The organism is Turicibacter bilis (assembly GCF_024499055.1).
GTDB lineage: Bacteria > Bacillota_I > Bacilli_A > MOL361 > Turicibacteraceae > Turicibacter > Turicibacter bilis.
On sequence record NZ_CP071249.1, the window covers coordinates 1,577,501 to 1,594,640 of the forward strand.

At 35.5% G+C, this 17,140-nt stretch carries 20 protein-coding genes, 1 tRNA gene and 1 other RNA gene (1 of these 22 only partly in view); 5 read left to right on the top strand and 17 right to left on the bottom strand.

Annotated elements, in window-relative coordinates; all coding sequences use genetic code 11:
* The 6 genes from rpsI to dnaX all read right to left on the bottom strand — a co-directional run.
* Positions 1-359: the 5' portion of a 30S ribosomal protein S9 gene (rpsI, locus tag J0J69_RS07650; protein ID WP_055244296.1), read on the bottom strand. It extends 31 nt beyond the left edge of the window; the window shows 359 of its 390 coding nt (coding positions 1-359); it begins with the start codon at positions 357-359; its stop codon lies off the left edge, out of view.
* Between the two features lie 21 nt (positions 360-380).
* A complete protein-coding gene (gene rplM, locus J0J69_RS07655) occupies positions 381-818 on the bottom strand; it encodes a 50S ribosomal protein L13 (RefSeq protein WP_055244298.1) in 438 nt (145 codons plus the stop codon).
* A 325-nt stretch (positions 819-1,143) separates the two neighbouring features.
* Positions 1,144-1,371, bottom strand: a complete 228-nt coding sequence (locus J0J69_RS13530; RefSeq protein ID WP_082704884.1) for a pro-sigmaK processing inhibitor BofA family protein — start codon at positions 1,369-1,371, stop codon at positions 1,144-1,146.
* Between the two features lie 142 nt (positions 1,372-1,513).
* Positions 1,514-2,116, bottom strand: a complete 603-nt coding sequence (gene recR / locus J0J69_RS07660; RefSeq protein WP_055244302.1) for a recombination mediator RecR — start codon at positions 2,114-2,116, stop codon at positions 1,514-1,516.
* A 9-nt stretch (positions 2,117-2,125) separates the two neighbouring features.
* The gene (locus J0J69_RS07665; RefSeq protein ID WP_055277479.1) at positions 2,126-2,431 is read right to left on the bottom strand and encodes a YbaB/EbfC family nucleoid-associated protein; all 306 of its coding nucleotides are present in this window, start codon (positions 2,429-2,431) and stop codon (positions 2,126-2,128) included.
* A gap of 14 nt (positions 2,432-2,445) precedes the next feature.
* Positions 2,446-4,242: a DNA polymerase III subunit gamma/tau gene (gene dnaX / locus J0J69_RS07670; protein ID WP_055277481.1), complete on the bottom strand. Its 1,797-nt coding sequence runs from the start codon at positions 4,240-4,242 to the stop codon at positions 2,446-2,448.
* 205 nt (positions 4,243-4,447) lie between these two features.
* Between dnaX and J0J69_RS07675 the strand changes: the two genes are divergently transcribed.
* Complete coding sequence (locus tag J0J69_RS07675) at positions 4,448-4,627, top strand: hypothetical protein (RefSeq protein ID WP_144436954.1); 180 nt, start codon at positions 4,448-4,450, stop codon at positions 4,625-4,627.
* A 245-nt stretch (positions 4,628-4,872) separates the two neighbouring features.
* Here J0J69_RS07675 and phoU read toward each other — a convergent pair whose 3' ends face one another.
* The 9 genes from phoU to tadA all read right to left on the bottom strand — a co-directional run bounded on the left by phoU (position 4,873) and on the right by tadA (position 12,697).
* On the bottom strand, positions 4,873-5,538 hold the full coding sequence (phoU, locus tag J0J69_RS07680; protein WP_055244308.1) for a phosphate signaling complex protein PhoU: 666 nt from the start codon (positions 5,536-5,538) through the stop codon (positions 4,873-4,875).
* Between the two features lie 20 nt (positions 5,539-5,558).
* On the bottom strand, positions 5,559-6,311 hold the full coding sequence (pstB, locus tag J0J69_RS07685; RefSeq protein ID WP_055244310.1) for a phosphate ABC transporter ATP-binding protein PstB: 753 nt from the start codon (positions 6,309-6,311) through the stop codon (positions 5,559-5,561).
* A gap of 14 nt (positions 6,312-6,325) precedes the next feature.
* The gene (pstA, locus tag J0J69_RS07690; RefSeq protein ID WP_068759161.1) at positions 6,326-7,492 is read right to left on the bottom strand and encodes a phosphate ABC transporter permease PstA; all 1,167 of its coding nucleotides are present in this window, start codon (positions 7,490-7,492) and stop codon (positions 6,326-6,328) included.
* Positions 7,492-8,397 (bottom strand): phosphate ABC transporter permease subunit PstC, encoded by a 906-nt coding sequence (pstC, locus tag J0J69_RS07695; RefSeq protein ID WP_055305727.1) that lies wholly within the window; start codon positions 8,395-8,397, stop codon positions 7,492-7,494. Before pstC ends, pstA begins: the two co-directional genes overlap by 1 nt.
* A 410-nt stretch (positions 8,398-8,807) precedes the next feature.
* Positions 8,808-9,734, bottom strand: a complete 927-nt coding sequence (locus J0J69_RS07700; RefSeq protein WP_055277487.1) for a substrate-binding domain-containing protein — start codon at positions 9,732-9,734, stop codon at positions 8,808-8,810.
* A 161-nt stretch (positions 9,735-9,895) separates the two neighbouring features.
* Complete coding sequence (locus J0J69_RS07705; RefSeq protein ID WP_212724658.1) at positions 9,896-11,233, bottom strand: sensor histidine kinase; 1,338 nt, start codon at positions 11,231-11,233, stop codon at positions 9,896-9,898.
* Complete coding sequence (locus J0J69_RS07710; protein ID WP_055244319.1) at positions 11,226-11,918, bottom strand: response regulator transcription factor; 693 nt, start codon at positions 11,916-11,918, stop codon at positions 11,226-11,228. The genes J0J69_RS07705 and J0J69_RS07710 overlap by 8 nt, the downstream gene beginning before the upstream one ends.
* 162 nt (positions 11,919-12,080) lie before the next feature.
* Positions 12,081-12,176: signal recognition particle sRNA small type (gene ffs / locus J0J69_RS07715), an RNA gene on the bottom strand.
* 32 nt (positions 12,177-12,208) lie between these two features.
* Positions 12,209-12,697, bottom strand: coding sequence for a tRNA adenosine(34) deaminase TadA (tadA, locus tag J0J69_RS07720; RefSeq protein ID WP_055244321.1), 489 nt, complete (start codon positions 12,695-12,697; stop codon positions 12,209-12,211).
* A 96-nt stretch (positions 12,698-12,793) separates the two neighbouring features.
* Between tadA and J0J69_RS07725 the strand changes: the two genes are divergently transcribed.
* On the top strand, positions 12,794-13,006 hold the full coding sequence (locus J0J69_RS07725) for a heavy-metal-associated domain-containing protein (RefSeq protein WP_055244323.1): 213 nt from the start codon (positions 12,794-12,796) through the stop codon (positions 13,004-13,006).
* 678 nt (positions 13,007-13,684) lie between these two features.
* On the opposite strand, the gene J0J69_RS07730 is transcribed toward J0J69_RS07725, so the two are convergent.
* Complete coding sequence (locus J0J69_RS07730; RefSeq protein ID WP_212725890.1) at positions 13,685-14,050, bottom strand: metal-dependent transcriptional regulator; 366 nt, start codon at positions 14,048-14,050, stop codon at positions 13,685-13,687.
* Between the two features lie 196 nt (positions 14,051-14,246).
* Here J0J69_RS07730 and J0J69_RS07735 point away from each other — a divergent pair, with 196 nt between their 5' ends.
* From J0J69_RS07735 to feoB, 3 genes are read left to right on the top strand one after another with little or no spacing between them, the layout of a single operon-like run.
* Complete coding sequence (locus J0J69_RS07735; RefSeq protein WP_305888107.1) at positions 14,247-14,456, top strand: FeoA family protein; 210 nt, start codon at positions 14,247-14,249, stop codon at positions 14,454-14,456.
* A 14-nt stretch (positions 14,457-14,470) separates the two neighbouring features.
* Positions 14,471-14,695 carry a FeoA family protein gene (locus J0J69_RS07740; RefSeq protein ID WP_212725892.1) on the top strand — a complete coding sequence of 75 codons (225 nt, stop codon included), beginning with the start codon at positions 14,471-14,473 and terminating at the stop codon, positions 14,693-14,695.
* Positions 14,696-14,745: 50 nt separating this feature from the next.
* The gene (gene feoB / locus J0J69_RS07745) at positions 14,746-16,908 is read left to right on the top strand and encodes a ferrous iron transport protein B (RefSeq protein WP_212725893.1); all 2,163 of its coding nucleotides are present in this window, start codon (positions 14,746-14,748) and stop codon (positions 16,906-16,908) included.
* A 119-nt stretch (positions 16,909-17,027) separates the two neighbouring features.
* Here the strand turns inward: feoB and J0J69_RS07750 are convergent.
* Positions 17,028-17,120 (bottom strand) — tRNA-Ser (locus J0J69_RS07750).
* Positions 17,121-17,140: the final 20 nt, after the last annotated feature.

Consider the following 17,140-nt stretch of genomic DNA (forward strand, 5'->3'; position numbering starts at 1 on the left):
GCTGCTTTAAGTCCGTATTTTTTACGTTCTTTAGCACGTGAATCACGAGTTAATAATCCGATTGGTTTTAAAGTTCCACGGTATTCAGCATCAACTTGTAATAATGCACGAGAAATCCCTAAACGGATAGCTCCAGCTTGTCCAGTTAATCCTCCACCGTTAACATTTACTAATACATCATATTGGTTAGTTGTTTCAGTTAATGTTAATGGTTGCATGATATCTAAACGAGTTGCTGCAGAAGGAATATAATCTTCAAATTCGCGACCGTTGATAATTACTTTTCCAGTTCCAGGTACTAAACGTACACGTGCAACTGAGCTTTTACGACGACCAGTTCCTAAGTATTGTACTGTCATATAGTGTTACCTCCCTCTTAATTATCCACGAAGTTCGTAAACTTCAGGTTTTTGTGCTGCATGTGGATGCTCAGATCCAGCATAAACAAATAATTTTTTACCCATTGCACGTCCTAAACGTCCTTTTGGTAACATACCTTTTACAGATAACTCTAACATACGCTCTGGTGTATTTTCGCGCATTTGTTTAGCTGTACGAACTGTTAATCCACCTTGGTATCCTGAGTGACGGTAGTATAATTTGTTTTCTAATTTGTTTCCAGTTAAAGTGATTTTATCAGCATTGATAATGATCACGTAATCTCCACAGTCTACGTGTGGTGTGAATGTTGGTTTATGTTTTCCACGTAAAAGTGTTGCAACTTCTGTAGATAAACGTCCTAAAGTTTTATCTGCAGCGTCAACAACGAACCATTTACGATCTACTTCATGAGATTTTTGCATAAATGTTGTACGCATTGTCCTGCCTCCTACTTCTTTCGCTTTAGTTATTTTTCATATGAAAATTCGCTGGGGCTCAAATTTTCTTGTGAAAATAAAGAAAATGTACCGTTAGCTATTTTACCCCAAAGTATTACTTTTTTCAAGTGGTTTTAGAAATAATTATTCTTTTTTATATTATTTATTCGCGATTTTCGAGAATAAATACAAAATAACGACTAAAACCTTTTTTCTTGAATGAATACACTAATTTACTCAATGATTATATCATCATAACTTCGAGATATGAACACTCAAATTTTGGTTGTTTATCATATAAAAAGTGGATACAATTGTACCCACTTTAAATTAGCACTATTTTAGTTAAAACATATACAAGAATAAATCCAGGAATCCCTAATGTTCCTGTTATAAATGACGTAATGTAATTGAGAGGAACTGATGCACTGAAATAAACTCCAATTATATTAAATAGATATAGTGCAAATACTCCTATGATGAATCGTTTGATTAACCATCCTATTACTTTCATATTACTGTTATAAAGTATACTCACTTTATAACACGTCACCTCCCTTCCTATTGACAATCATATGCATTTAGAAAGAGTGATATAACTGTAATCAAATCTGGTTTAAGCCATTATCCCGCTTCTATGTGAATTTAAACATAAAAAAATAGTTACTGCAAAAAAACAGTAACTATTTTTTATATTAGAATAGCTCTCTGCGTCCTTCTAGAGCGCGAATTAATGTGACTTCATCAGCATACTCGATTGAGCGTCCCATTTCTAGTCCACGTGCGATACGAGTGACTTTCACATCTGTGTTTTTTAATAATTTTGCAATGTATTGAGATGTGGCATCTCCTTCAAGTGTGGCGCTTAATGCTAGAATTAATTCTTTTACATTTTCGTCTTTTAGTCGTTCAATTAATGCAGGAATTCCAATGTCTTCAGGTCCCATTCCATCTAATGGCGATAGAACTCCATTTAACACGTGATATAATCCTTTAAAACCACGCATACGTTCAATAGCAATGACGTCTTTAGGGTCTTGTACAACTGCAATAACTGATCGGTCTCGATGTGAATCTGCACAAATCATACAAGGATCTGTATCGGTGATATGACCACAAATCGGGCATTTGAATAGTTGACGTTTACTATCAATTAATGCTTTAGCAAATGTAGTAGCGTCATCTTCCTTCATTGAACTAATCACATGAAAAGCTAATCGTTCAGCTGTTTTATTTCCGATTCCCGGTAGCTTACTAAAGCTTTCGATTAATTTTGTAATGGGTTGAGGATATTGCATGATTTCTCCTTAGAATAATCCTGGGATGTTCATCCCTTTTGTGAATTGACCCATTGTTGATTCAGTTTTTTCATCAACTTGGCGTAATGCATCGTTTAATGCTAATAAGATTACGTCTTCTAACATTTCTACATCTTCTGGATCAACAACAGATGGATTAATAGTAATTTTGTTAATTTGTTTTGTTCCTGTTGCTTCAACTGTTACCATTCCACCAGCTGCACTTCCTGTGAATACTGATTGTTCAATTTCTTGTTGTGCTTTCACCATATCACGTTGCATTTTTTGAATTTTTTTCATCATCATTGGGTTCATACTCTTCACTACTCCTATTCATCGATTATGTTAACTAAATCGGCTCCAAACATTTTAACAATGTCTTCTACAAAGCCGTTATCTTTAGTTTGACTTTCCTCATTATAATTTATCACATTTTTAATATCCTGACTATATTGTTTTAAGCGCGGTTCAACACCATTTTTCTTTTGCTCAATATAGCTTTGTCGTTGTTCTAACCAGAAAGCTTCTGGCATGACGTTAAATGGATATGGACTTCCAAAGAGATAGGCCACAATTTGTTCTGCTATTTTTCGATTATCTTCACGTAGTAATCGTTTGCAGCCAGGTTCATGTTTATAAGTTAAAATAAATCCTTCATCTGAAGCGGCGACGACGTTTCCGTCTTGTAGTAGGACGATGACTTCTTTGTAGTCCGGCATAAGGATTGGGTTGAGTTGTGCCCATTTTTGTAAGACGTGGTCGCGAGCTTCTTTTGTCGCTTTAGATAGGATTTGTTCAATGGTTAGCATTTCTGGTGTGACGTGCTCTGGTAGAATGATTGGTTCTGGTTCTTTAGGTAGTTTGAGTTCAACGACTTCTGGTTCATTGAAGAGGTTCATTTTAAATTGTGAATCTGATTTATTAATTGATGGCTCAGCTTTAACAGGTCCTGTGTGCTCGATTTTTTTAACTAATCGTTTTAGTAGGGTGATTTCTTGCTTGAGATCGTTAATCTCTGTTTGGTAATCCTTGTTGTTGTCTGATTGATCATTGGTATCGGATAAGCTGAGCAGCCCGACTTCTAGCATGAGTTCGGGATGATTAGAGTATCTTAATTCAGATTGAAGTTTATTTAATTTAAATAGGTAGGTTACGATATCATTTGAATTAAGATTCTCTACTAACTCTGTAAACATAGGATTGTTCGTTAGTAAGTTAGAAACTGAGATTTGTGATTTTTGGTACACGAGTAAGTCGCGATAAACAGTGATTAATCCGTCAATAATGCGACTTGGTTCTTTTCCGTTCTCTGTCATGTCTTTAATTAAGTCGATGACGTGTGAGAAGTTTAATTCTTCGATTGCTTTGATGATTTGTAAGAGTTGATGATTGGCAATGGTCCCGCTTAGGGCGTGCACATCATCTAATGTAATTTTATCATCTGAATAAGAGATGACTTGATCGAGTAAGCTAAGGGCGTCACGCATTCCACCTTCCGCAAGTTCTGAGACGAGTTGTACGGCTTCTTCTTCGTAGGCTAAATCTTGTTGTTTGATAATCTCAACTAGGTGTTCGTAGATTTCTTTTGTTGAGATTTGTTTGAAGTCAAAGCGTTGACAACGCGAGATGATGGTTGGTGGAATTTTGTGTGGTTCGGTTGTGGCTAAAATGAAGATGACATGTTTTGGTGGTTCTTCTAATGTTTTTAATAAAGCATTAAATGCACCTGTTGATAGCATGTGAACTTCATCGATAATATATACTTTGTATCGTCCCATCGTTGGGGCGTATTTTACTTTGTCTCGGATTTCACGGATTTCATCGACACCGTTGTTACTTGCCGCATCGATTTCAAAGACGTCGGCATTTGATCCGTTTGTGATTGTTGTACAGTTTACACATTCATTACACGGTTCGGCCGTAGGATAGTTGATACAGTTAACAGCTTTTGCAATAATTTTCGCAATTGATGTTTTACCTGTCCCACGTGGTCCACAGAATAAATATGCATGTGATAAACGCTCATGTTTTAAGGCATTTTGAACGGTTCTTACGATGTGTTTTTGTCCTACGACGTCACTGAACTTTTGAGGACGATGAGCGCGGTATAATGCATGATAAGACATAAGAAAACTCCTACTCTCTAGTTTAAAAATTATCTTGATTATATCATAAATTATTGACAATGTCTGAGGCCTTGTTACAGATTTACGTTTTAAAAAAATTTTTTTATATCAGTGTAAATAAGTTTTTAGATTGTAAAAACTTAAGGCCTGCCATTCCTTAGCAATCATGGATTAGACTGTCTTGGACAATCGCTAAGGGTCACAGTTGAGAATTTATAAAGGACTTCGTACGTTGATGTTGATTACGACGATTTATACACTATCTTCTTGTGGTATCATGTATGTCTTTGAGGGTGAGGCGCTTCGTATTTTTACCCAAATCCACTATGCCCACGTCATGCTTGATAGGATTATTCCAGCTTATTTATCATTGGTGTTGATGTAGTCCCTTGTTGGAACAATCGGCGGTCGGGAAAACGATGGTGATGATGATTCTTTCAGTTCTGAGTCTTTGTATCGTGTATGTTTTCTGAATTTTCACCATTTTAAGAATTTCCTCAAGTATTGAGGACGTAATCCTAGGTTATCCAATTTAGTAGACGCTCAGTCTTATTTTAATGGGGCTGTATGCTTGGAAAGGAAATTGGTTACCAAAAGAAAACGCGTAGATGAGCTCTACGCGTTTTTTTATTAGTTTAAGTGATAGCGGCGGCCTTTTAAGGCGTATAATATTTCTTCTGCAATGTTTGTGACATGATCGCCTGCACGTTCAATGTACTTATTAATCAGAATAGCATATGCTGTCCCGAAGACTTTTCCATCTACCACTTGGATGTGTGTAATTAATGAAGCTAATAATTCATTATAAATTTCATCGACTTGCTTATCCATGTCTGCCGCTTCTTTAATTTTAGCTTTGTTTTCTTCTTGAAGACCTTCCATCACTAGTTTTAACATGTTAATCACAATTTCTAGCATGCGAACCAGTTTGTCCACATTCTTTTCATAGTGTTCAAGTGATTCATTTTGTTTGATTAAGATGATATATTCTGCAAGATTTTTGGTGTAGTCAGCAATACGTTCATATTCAGTCGCAAGACGCATCACCATTAAGATTTTGCGTAAATCACTGGCAACCGGTTGCTGACGAATGATAAAGATTGTTGATTCTTCTGTGATATCTTCTTGCAGGTCATCAATATCTTGATCTTGCTTAATGATTTGTAAGGCAATTTCTAAGTCTAGTGTTTTTAATGCTTCCAGCGTATTTTCATACGCTCCGATCGTTAAGACTGATAGTTTTTCAATACCTTGAAGTAAGACTTCATAATCTGTTTCTAATTTTGTTTTTTTCATTCCATTTTCACCCCTTATTTTTATCCAAAGCGTCCAGTGATGTAATCTTCTGTACGTTTATCTTTTGGATTAGTAAAGATTTTATCTGTATCATCAAATTCAATTAATTCTCCCATTAAGAAGAAGGCTGTTTTATCTGAGATACGTGCCGCTTGTTGCATTGAGTGAGTAACGATAACGATTGTGTATTTTTCTTTTAACTGTTCCATCAATTCTTCAACTTTTTGAGTTGCAATTGGGTCTAAGGCTGATGTTGGCTCATCCATAAGGATAACTTCTGGTTCCATGGCGATGGCACGGGCGATACATAAACGTTGTTGCTGCCCTCCTGATAATCCCATGGCCGATTTATTTAAGCGATCTTTAACTTCATCCCATAACGCTGCCCCACGAAGTGAATTTTCAACAATTTCATCTAGTTTTTTCTTATCTTTAACTCCTTGGCAACGTGGTCCATAAGCGATGTTATCATAAATGCTCATTGGGAATGGATTTGGTTTTTGGAAGACCATTCCGACACGTGTACGAAGTTTCATGACGTCGATGTCTGAGTAGATGTCATCTCCATCAAGTGTCACGTTTCCTGTGATTTTGACTGTTTCGATTAAGTCGTTCATACGATTTAAGGTCCGTAAGAATGTAGATTTCCCACATCCAGATGGCCCAATGAATGCTGTTACTTTGCGTTCTGGAATTTCGATATTGATGTGGTGTAAGGCTTGGAAGTTTCCATAAAATAAGTTTAAATCTGTAACGTTAAATTTAGGTTGCATTCCTTTTCACTCTCCTAATAGTTTGCTTTGCTGAATTTTTTCGAGATTAAGCGTGAAATTAAGTTTAATGTAAAGACGATGACAAGGATGACGATTCCGATAGCTGCTGCCATTTCAACATTCCCTGATTCTTTCACTTCAACGTAAGCACGAACCGTTAATGATGTTCCGGTTTCAAATAATGAAAGGTGCCCACTTGTTGGATTGACTGGTAATTTAGCAAATGTTCCGATTGTAAATAGTAAGGCTGCTGATTCCCCAATTGTACGTCCAATTGATAAGATAACCCCAACTAAAATACCTGGGATAGCACTTGGTAATACGACTTTTGATAAAGTTTGAATTTTGTTAGCTCCAAGTCCATATGATGCTTCACGGTAGCTCATAGGAACGGCTTTTAATGCTTCTTCAGTTGTACGCATCATTGTTGGAAGTAATAAAATCATCAGTGTGAATCCACCTGATAGAATTGACATTCCAAGTTTTAAGGTGTTGGCGAAGATTAACATCCCGAATAAACCGTATACAACTGATGGGATTCCTGATAAAACTTCGGTTGCAAAACGAATTAAGTTAACTAATTTTCCTGGTTTTGCGTATTCAACCATGTAGATGGCTGCTAAAATTCCGACTGGTGCCGAGAATAGTAAGGCAACTAAGATTAGCATTAAAGTTGAGACGATCATTGGGAAGATTCCTCCACCTGGTGAAACAACTTTAATCATTAATGTATCACTTGCATTTAAAGCGTTGATGATGTCGTCTGCATCTGTATCAGCTTTAATTTTTAAGTTTGCTCCTTCTCCATTAATTTGTTCTAGTTGGTATCCAACTTTGACTGGGAAGGCTTCATCTGCATTGTTTTTTGCAGTTTTTACTGGTGATTGATCATCGATCCAAGCAACTTCATAACCATGTTCGTTTGGTTCAATGGCAATCCCTAAGTTTTCTGAAAATAAAGCGTCACTTGATAATGAGCTTGGCGCAGTGTAAGACTGATGACTCGTCACGTTCACATATTGAGTTTGTGATTCATAGTCATTCGTTAAGAAGTCCCATGACATTTTTGACCATCCATTTGAGAAGATAAATGCAACGATGGTGATTAAAATCCCAACTGAGAACGCTGCTGACAACCAAATGAGGCCATTTAGTAAGTTATCTTTAAGTTTACGAGACATTAACGATCACCTGCCTTTTTTTGAATGCGTGATAATACTAAGTTGATCACCATAATAAAGATGAATAAGATGACAGCTGTTGAGAATAACATTTGTTCATGCATTTCTGCTGCATACCCTTGCTCTAATGCGATATTTGTTGTTAATAAACGAACACGATCGAAGATTGTATGTGGAATTCCTGATTCAGGGTTCCCCGCTACTAAGATAACCGCCATTGTTTCTCCGATTGCACGACCAACCCCTAAAATAACCCCGGTTAAAATCCCTGATTTAGCTGCTGGTAATACGACTTTAAAAATTGTTTGCATTTTTGAAGCACCTAGTGCTAACGATCCTTCTTTATAGCTTTGCGGAACTGCACGAATTGATGTTTCAACAACCGCTACGATCGTCGGTAAAATCATAATGGTTAAAACAGCGATAACCGCTAATAATGAATCTCCTGATGGATATGGAGAAATTTGCTTAACTAATGGTGTAATGACCGCAAAACCAAATACCCCGTATAAAACTGATGGAATAGCTGCTAATAATTCAACCGCTGGACGTACGATGTTAGCTAATGGTTTTGGTGCGACTTCAGCGATGAAAACTGATGTTAATAACGCAATCGGTACCCCGATAACAATTGCACCAAGTGTGGCTAAAATCGAACTGATAATCATGTATCCAATTCCATAATCCCCACTTTGCGGTGTCCACTTCAACCCTGTGATAAAGTCTACAAAGTTATATGTTCCGAATTGATTATTTGGGAAGAATGGCGCAAGCCCTTTTCCAAAAATAAAGATAATAATTAACGCTACACTAATGACCGCAAAAAGCGCTGCTAATAGAAATAGAACATGGAAGAACTTTTCTAAGAACACGCGTTTACGATTAAGGGTCATGTCTTTTTTCACACTTAACACCTCGTTTTATTTAAACTAAATTAATACTCTCTATTTACAACGTAATTGTAGCACCTCAATTTTTAAAACCACGTTTTGTTAACAGAAAATTAACGCTTGTTAACAATTCCTTAACAAAGCGGGTCCCCATCCAGTGAAACTGGCTTCCCCCTTTAATGGGGTAAGGGCCCCCGTCATTTATCGAAGATAAATATTTACTCCTCAAATGGGTGATAAAATGTGGATTTTTCAAGGGTTTCTATGTTCTGGTAATAGAAAATTAACAGTTAATACCTATTTACTCTATGATTCGTTAACAAATTATTAATATTTCTAAGCCTTTTGTAACGAGTCGCTGTTGGAGAATTCACCTAAATTAAAAAAGAAATCACTGAGGAAGTAGTGATTTCTTTTTTAATTCATTATTTTGTTAATTCTGACCACTCAGTAATGTTTCCTGTGTAAACCTCTTTGATTTGATCTTTTGAAATATCTGTTACGTTATTTGATGGGTTAACAACTAATGCGATTCCGTCCATACATAACGTAACAGGTATAATTCCCTCTGCTAATTCTGATTCTTTGATTTCACGAGAAGCAAATCCTAATGTGTATACTCCTGAAATCGCATTTTTAACTCCAGCTCCTGAACCTGTTGCATCGTATGTATAAGTTACTTTAGGAAATAAAGCTGTAAATTCTTCTGCTAATGCCTTAACTGCATCTTCTGTTGATGTTGATCCACCCATCACAATGTTTCCTGATAAGTCACCGTATTTTGACATATCAAACGCTTCAGCATTTTTTGTATCAACGATTGTTCCTTTTGATTCTAAAATTTCTAATCCATCAGTTGAAGATACGAAATCGATAAATGCACGTTCAACATCTGTAATATTTTCTTCCATATATACCATTTCGAATGGACGTGCTACTGAGTATTTTCCTTCTAATACATTTTCAGCTGTTGCTTCTACACCTTCTACTGTTAATCCATTAATTTTCCCATGATTTTCTTCTAGTGTTACGAATGAAACATATCCGATTGCAGCATCATTTGCCGCTACATATGTTGCCACAACTCCATTTCCATCTTTAATTGTCGCATTTGCTGTTAATGGATCTTGATCTTCTCCATTAAATCCAATGATTTCTTCAAATGCTGAACGAGTCCCTGATCCCGCTTCACGGCTTACAACATCGATTGCCCCTTCTACAGCTTGTGCTGAAGGTGTTTGTATTGTGTCCCCACTTTGGTCTATTGTGTCTGATCCGTTGTTAGTTGACCCACATGCTGCCATTGAAAAAGTTAATGCTGCAGCTGCTACTAAGCTTAATAGTTTTTTCATTCTCATCATTCCTCCATGATCTGTATCTGTTCTGTTGATGAGTTAATTGTAATACAAATTCACCCTTCAAATATTAATTTTCTGTTAAGAAATAGTTAAGATATGATTAATAATAGTTTATAACTAGTAGACAAAAATATACAAAAAGAAGTAAGCTCAGCTTACTTCTTCATTTTTTGAGGTAATGTCACGATGAATTTACTTCCTTTATTTAGTTCACTTTTAACTTTGATATTTCCACCGTGTGCCTCAATAATAGATGCAACGATAGATAATCCAAGTCCCGTTCCGCCTGTATGACGTGATCTCGCTCTATCCACTCGATAGAATCTTTCAAAAATATGTGGAATGTCAGCAGCAGGAATCCCGATTCCTTGATCAATGACTTGAGTTTCAATATTTGAACCACGTTGCCTGATTCTAATCGTAATCGTTGTGTCTTCCCCTGAATAATGGATAGCATTCGTTAATAGGTTGAGGAAGCAATGTTGTAACTTGATATAATCCCCATCTAGACTATAATCTTCTGTGGCTTCAAGCATAATTTTTTGATTTTTTAGATTAGCAATATTGAGTGTTTGAACAATACAATCTGTCAGTAATTCATTTAGACAAACACGATCGGTATTATGCTTGATTTGATCATGTTCATAACGATTAATTAACAATAAATCTTTAACGAGTTGTTCCATTCGGTTATTTTCATCTTGAATAATCGTTAAAAATTCATCACAGGTTTGTGGATCATTTTTTGCTCCGTTCAATAAAATTTCCGTACATCCTTTAATCGCACTTATTGGGGTTTTCAGTTCGTGTGACACATTTCCGAAGAACTCTTTTTGTAAGCTTTCATATTTTTTGATATCAGTAATATCGTGAAATAAGATAACAGCTCCATTAAAGTCCTCGCGCTCATTAAAAATGGGATGCGCCGTTGAAATATAATATTTTTGATTAATTTCTAATTGTTTTTTTCGCGTCGTTTCACAAATCAGTGCATCTTCTAAAATTTTACGTAAGGACTCATTTTTCACCTCTTGGAAAGAAACCCTTTTAAGAGCTGACATATTCACCCATTCTTTAAAGCGATTATTAGCATATTCAAGTTCACCATTAATGTTTAAGATAACCATTGGATCTTGAATACTATTCGTAATAATACTAATAATCTGCATGTTGCGACGATTTCTAAATTCTTGTTTTTGAATCAATCGCATTAATTTATTATATTGAACTCCAATAACTTCTTGCTGTTCAATCACCAATGGAGAGATATTGCTCCAATCCCGATGTTCTTGAATGTTAGCAGCGACCTCATCGTATTTTTTAAGTTGATTGAGATACGTCATCGAACGTCCGTATTGCATGATCATTAAAATAAGTAAGATTAGTAAAAATAAAATCGTAACTTGACTATTGTTTTGACTATAAAGATTAGTGATTAATAACAAGGTGAAAACAATATAAAATGAAATAAGTTCATGACGGCTATCAATCATTTGCTTCGTCCTCTAACATATATCCCACTCCACGAATGGTTTTAATTTTAATCCCATAAGGTTTCAATTTATCACGAATTTTAAAAATGTGGACATCGACAATTCGTGTATCACCGTCGTATTCAAATCCCCATAATCGATCGAGTAAAACGTCACGAGAAAGCGCCTGACCTTTATGTTGGATTAAAAACTCTAGTAATTCATATTCTTTAAGTGTAAAATCAACTACTTGATCATCAATTAATACTTCAAATCGACTACTATCTAGCCTAATACGCTGATAGCTTAAATAAGATTTACCTTTCCCTGCAGATAAAACTTCTCTTCTTCTAATAATGGCCTTTACTTTCGAGACAACTTCACGCGATGAGAAAGGTTTAGTCATGTAATCATCAGCCCCTACATCAAGACCAAGAACACGGTCTAATTCATCATCACGTGCTGATAAAATAACAATATAAATTGAATTTCCACGATTACGAAGTTCTTTACAAACGGAAAAACCATCGCGCTTCGGCAACATGACATCTAGTAACATGACATCATATTCATCAGCTAATGCTTTTTGCAATCCCTCTTCCCCATCTGAGGCGAGATCGACTGAAAAACCTGATTGCATTAAATCATATTGTAAAATACGTTGAATTGAAATTTCATCTTCAACAACTAACACTTTTTTACTCATCGAATGACACCTCCAAAAAAACAATTGATTATGTTTATTCTATCATACTCAAGCTTGTGCTTCTGTTAAGTTTTTGTTAAAGACCTTTTTAGTTTGAATCACTGATTCCAATTCTATTTTTCCATATTATACCGATAAATGAAGATAAAAAAAGAAAACTCCCCTTTGGTACCCTTACTCACATAAAACTAAATGCTTAAGGCTGCTACATTCCTGTCCTGACCTGGTTCACACCGTTCTATTGAATAAGGGTACCAAAAGAGAGTTTCGATTGATACACATTTAGTATATCAATTTGACTCTTGCTTGTCAACACGCTGCTGCTTTTTTTTCTGTCTTAATTCTCTAAAAAAATCTGACAACAGTTGTCCACATTCTTCTTCTAAGACACCTGAAATCACTTCACATTGATGATTAAACTTTGATTCATCAAGTAAATTATAAATTGTTCCACAGCATCCACCTTTAGGATCTTTCGCACCATAAATAACAGTCGGAATACGAGATTGAACAATAGCTCCTGCACACATCGGACATGGTTCGAGTGTAACATACATAATGCAATCTTCTAATCGCCAAGATCCAACTACTTCATTTGCTTTGCTAATGGCTAACATTTCAGCATGAGCATTTGAAAGTTGAATTTTTTCACGTAAATTGTGGGCTCTAGCAATAATTTGTCCATCTTTAACGATAACAGCACCAATGGGCACTTCTCCGATGGCTTTGGCTTTATTAGCTTCTTCGATGGCTTGTTGCATAAATAAGATGTGCTCCATAATAATCACCTGTTATTTGTTCTTTTTTAATTTATTCTATGATAAAATAGGGATGTTATCAAGACTAAGTAATAAAGAAAGTCTGAGGTGAGGATGATGGCTAAAACTTTTATGCTAAATGTAGAAAATTTAAGTTCAAATGAGGATGTAAAAAAAATTAAAGATTACTTCGAAACAAATTTAGAGGGTGTGGAAAAGTTAGATATTAATCTTTCTTTAAAATTAGTTTCTGTTCGTTATAATGAAGGGATTGGTTCCCCGAAATATATTCTTGATGCATTTAATCGTTTAGGTTACACAGTTCGTTAAGGCGAACTTCTTTTTTATATTTGAAGCTTTAATGGGGAACGCTATGAAACAAAATAAATCTTTTTTATCCCCGTTGAAGGGCCAATTGACGTTCGAAAAACTTCACGATCAACACTACGATCAGAACATTATTCTTATCACCTTTAAAGGAGATTATGTATGAGAATCCATTTTTCGATAAGTTTTATAATAATATCGATGAATAAGTGTTTCAAACAAAAATGTTTTTCTTAACGAATTGCTATAAACAATAATTGAGTATTCAAAAAGATTATTTAAATGAAAATTAATCGATTATTTCAGATTATCATTTATTAGGTTCCTTATCCTATTTTGATCACTCAAAGAGTGTAAGGTTATCCATCACTAGTAAACCTTTAAGTGAAAAACTTTTCTAGACTTATATAATAAAAAAGAGCAACGGTTACTTGTGGATAACGGCTGCTCTTTTTTATACTTCTATTTAATATTCTAATTGGTTATATATTAAATAACTCTCCATTAATAAAAAAATTAATTGAGACACTGATAAAATAGAGCTGGCTTCAGTCAGTGAGATTAATAGTAGTCGCTTTAATTAAAAGCCACTCCATCACTCCTCCTATATTTTTCACATGAGACAATGCTAACATACAGAGGTTAAAGAAAAAGACGGATATTTATCCGCCTCTTATTATGTTATTTTTTTAATAACTCTTTCATTCGATTAAACGTTTCCTCACTAATAACATGTTCAATTCGACAAGCATCTTTATCAGCTAATGATTCATCAATTTGGAGTGTCTTTATTAAAAATTCTTTAATTAAGCAATGACGTTCATAAATCGCAGTTGCTCTTTCATGACCAACTTCAGTTAAATTAATTTGTCCATTTTTCTCTATCGTAATTAGACCTGCATTTTTCAAAATTCCCATCGCACGACTAATACTTGGTTTTGAAAAATTTAACTCGTTTGCCACATCGATAGAACGAACAGATCCATTTTTTCGGCTTAAAATTAGAATGGTTTCTAAATAATTTTCACCCGACTCTTGTAATTTCATCTACCCACCCTATTTCTTAAAATCTAAATATAGTTAATCTTAACATAGTTTGTTTCGTTTCTTCAACTTTTATACTTTTATTAAATAGCTATTGACATTATTGGATATAAATGTCAAATTAGTAATATGAGTTAGCTTAAGCTAACTTTTTTCTACTGAAGTTGGTAATTGCTAATATTAAAGGGAGGCCATAATGATGCCATTAACAATGGTAGAGATAGGAGAATCAGTTATCATTAAAAAAATTAGTGGGCGTGATGATACCAAACGTTTTCTAGAGAGTCTTGGATTTATTGTTGGAAGTGAAGTGACCATTGTATCTAAGTTTGGACAGAACTTTATTATTAATGTTAAAGATACACGTGTTGCACTCGATCAAATGATGGCAAAACGTATTTTTGTATAAGGGAGAGATATCGAATGAAAACATTAAAAGATGTGAAAATTGGTGAAACAGTCATCGTAAAAAAGCTAAATGGAACAGGACCGCTTAGGCGCCGGATTATGGATATGGGGATTACAAAGGGAGCTACTATTTATATCCGAAAAGTTGCCCCACTTGGGGATCCCATTGAAATAACCGTTCGTGGCTATGAATTATCGCTTCGTAGAGCAGATGCTGAAAATATTATCGTTGAGATTTAATTTTCCATTGGTAATCAACATCATTCACTATGATTAAGGGGGAGTTTACAATGTCTATAACAATCGCTTTAGTTGGAAACCCAAACTGTGGGAAAACGACGATGTTTAATGCTCTAACCGGAAGTAATCAGTATGTTGGAAACTGGCCGGGAGTAACAGTAGAGAAAAAAGAAGGGTATTTAAAAGGAAACAAAGAGATTAAAATTGTCGATTTACCAGGGATTTATTCACTTTCTCCATATACTCCGGAAGAAATTATTACTCGTGATTTTTTAATAAATGAACAACCAGATGTCATCTTAAATATCATTGACGCTTCTAATATTGAACGGAACCTTTATTTGACCACGCAATTAATGGAAACCACTATTCCAATGGTCATTGCACTAAACATGATGGATATCGTTACAAAGAATGGAACAAAGATTCATCTTGCCAAACTATCCAAACAATTAGGATGTCGTATCATTGAGACGACAGCTTTAAAACAAAAAGGATTAAACGAGTTAATTGAAGCCGTTGTTTCTGTTAAACAAGCACCTGCGATGCCAACTTTCAGTTCAGATATTGAACGGATGTTGCACGAAATGAAGTCTTTATTATCAGGGGCTGTTCCTGAACCACTTCTTCGCTGGTACAGTATAAAGTTATTTGAGCGTGATACCCGTGTGGTAAAACAATTATCATTACCTGAAAGTGTGAAGGTTAAATTTGAGGAGATGACAATTGCTTGTGAAGAACAGTTTGATGATGATAGCGAAAGTATTATTACGAATGAGCGTTATGAGTATATTAGTCAACTAGTGTCACAGTATGTCAAAAAATCAATGCAAGGTAATTTAACGACTTCAGATAAGATTGACCAATTATTGACTAATCGTTGGCTAGCTCTTCCGATTTTCGCCTTAATTATGTGGGGAATTTATTATATTTCTATCACATCTATTGGTACCTTTGCGACGGACTGGATTAATGATTCGTTCTTTGGTGAATTCATTCAAGGAAATGTCGCAGCTTTCTTAGAAAGTATTCAGACAGCTGATTGGCTAATTGGTCTGATTGTGGATGGAATTATCGGTGGAGTTGGTGCGGTTTTAGGATTTGTTCCACAAATTATGATTTTATTTTTACTGATTTCAATATTAGAAGATTGTGGATATATGGCACGCGTGGCTTTCATTATGGATCGCGTGTTTAGAAAATTTGGATTATCGGGAAAATCTTTTATTCCAATGCTCATCGGTTCTGGATGTAGTGTGCCAGCAGTTATGGCAAGCCGTACCATTGAAAATGAAAAGGATCGACGTATGACGATTATGTTAACACCTTTTATTCCCTGTGGAGCAAAATTACCAGTCTTTGCTTTAATGGCAGGTGCATTTTTCCCAACTCAATCTTGGGTAGCTCCTTCGATGTACTTCTTAGGAATTGGGATGGTTATTCTTTCAGGAATTATTTTAAAACAAACGCCGTTATTTGCTGGTGATCCTGCCCCATTTATTATGGAACTTCCACAATATCATGTTCCGAGTTTTAAAAGTGTCTTAATTCATATGTGGGATCGTGCTAAAGCGTTTATTTATAAAGCAGGAACGATTATTTTCGTTGCCTCAGGTGTCGTTTGGTTCTTGCAATCATTTAATTGGTCACTTGAAATGGTTGAAGCGAATGAGAGTATTTTAGCTTCAATCGGTCGTGTCATTGCCCCTATTTTCACTCCTTTAGGATTTGGAAATTGGCAGGCAGCTGTGGCGACTGTAACTGGATTCTTAGCGAAAGAAAATGTCGTTGCAACGTTTGGGGTATTATTTGGTTTAGGTGAGGAAATGACAGAGGAATCAGTCGAGCTACTTGGAAATATGTCAGCTTTATTCATCCCCTTAAGTGCTTATTCCTTCATGGCCTTTACGTTACTGGCTGCTCCGTGTTTCGCTGCTATTGGTGCGATTAAACGTGAGATGATGTCTTGGAAATGGACATGGATTGCTATTGGATACCAAACAGGTTTAGCTTATGTTGTGGCTCTTGTGATTTATCAAGGTGGTACTTTTATTCAAACCCATAACATTTCTACAGCTACTATTATCATTACTCTAATCGTTATCATTGCTTTACTATTAGCAATCCGCAAAATCTTACGTAATCAAAAATCAAATGGATGTAGCTGTGGATGTTCAGGATGTACAAAGGCGAAGACTTGCCATAAATCATAAATAAAAAAAGGAGCTAAAATCATTTAGCTCCTTTTTTGTACCCTACTATTATAACGATAATATTTTCTTACAAAGAATAAAAAAAAATCACACATGACGTGTGAATTATTATCTTGTTATGGCGGAGGAAGAGGGATTCGAACCCCCGCGACGCTTTCACGCCCTGTCGGTTTTCAAGACCGATCCCTTCAGCCGGACTTGGGTATTCCTCCGTATCAACAATATAGATTAT

Excerpts from the sequence above, each read along its gene's own strand:
- rplM (WP_055244298.1), bottom strand. The coding sequence starts at position 818 with ATGCGTACAACATTTATGCAAAAATCTCATGAAGTAGATCGTAAATGG.
- recR (WP_055244302.1), bottom strand. The coding sequence starts at position 2,116 with ATGCAATATCCTCAACCCATTACAAAATTAATCGAAAGCTTTAGTAAG.
- J0J69_RS07665 (WP_055277479.1), bottom strand. The coding sequence starts at position 2,431 with ATGAACCCAATGATGATGAAAAAAATTCAAAAAATGCAACGTGATATG.
- dnaX (WP_055277481.1), bottom strand. The coding sequence starts at position 4,242 with ATGTCTTATCATGCATTATACCGCGCTCATCGTCCTCAAAAGTTCAGT.
- phoU (WP_055244308.1), bottom strand. The coding sequence starts at position 5,538 with ATGAAAAAAACAAAATTAGAAACAGATTATGAAGTCTTACTTCAAGGT.
- pstB (WP_055244310.1), bottom strand. The coding sequence starts at position 6,311 with ATGCAACCTAAATTTAACGTTACAGATTTAAACTTATTTTATGGAAAC.
- pstA (WP_068759161.1), bottom strand. The coding sequence starts at position 7,492 with ATGTCTCGTAAACTTAAAGATAACTTACTAAATGGCCTCATTTGGTTG.
- J0J69_RS07700 (WP_055277487.1), bottom strand. The coding sequence starts at position 9,734 with ATGAAAAAACTATTAAGCTTAGTAGCAGCTGCAGCATTAACTTTTTCA.
- J0J69_RS07705 (WP_212724658.1), bottom strand. The coding sequence starts at position 11,233 with ATGATTGATAGCCGTCATGAACTTATTTCATTTTATATTGTTTTCACC.
- J0J69_RS07710 (WP_055244319.1), bottom strand. The coding sequence starts at position 11,918 with ATGAGTAAAAAAGTGTTAGTTGTTGAAGATGAAATTTCAATTCAACGT.
- tadA (WP_055244321.1), bottom strand. The coding sequence starts at position 12,697 with ATGGAGCACATCTTATTTATGCAACAAGCCATCGAAGAAGCTAATAAA.
- J0J69_RS07725 (WP_055244323.1), top strand. The coding sequence starts at position 12,794 with ATGGCTAAAACTTTTATGCTAAATGTAGAAAATTTAAGTTCAAATGAG.
- J0J69_RS07730 (WP_212725890.1), bottom strand. The coding sequence starts at position 14,050 with ATGAAATTACAAGAGTCGGGTGAAAATTATTTAGAAACCATTCTAATT.
- J0J69_RS07735 (WP_305888107.1), top strand. The coding sequence starts at position 14,247 with ATGCCATTAACAATGGTAGAGATAGGAGAATCAGTTATCATTAAAAAA.
- J0J69_RS07740 (WP_212725892.1), top strand. The coding sequence starts at position 14,471 with ATGAAAACATTAAAAGATGTGAAAATTGGTGAAACAGTCATCGTAAAA.
- feoB (WP_212725893.1), top strand. The coding sequence starts at position 14,746 with ATGTCTATAACAATCGCTTTAGTTGGAAACCCAAACTGTGGGAAAACG.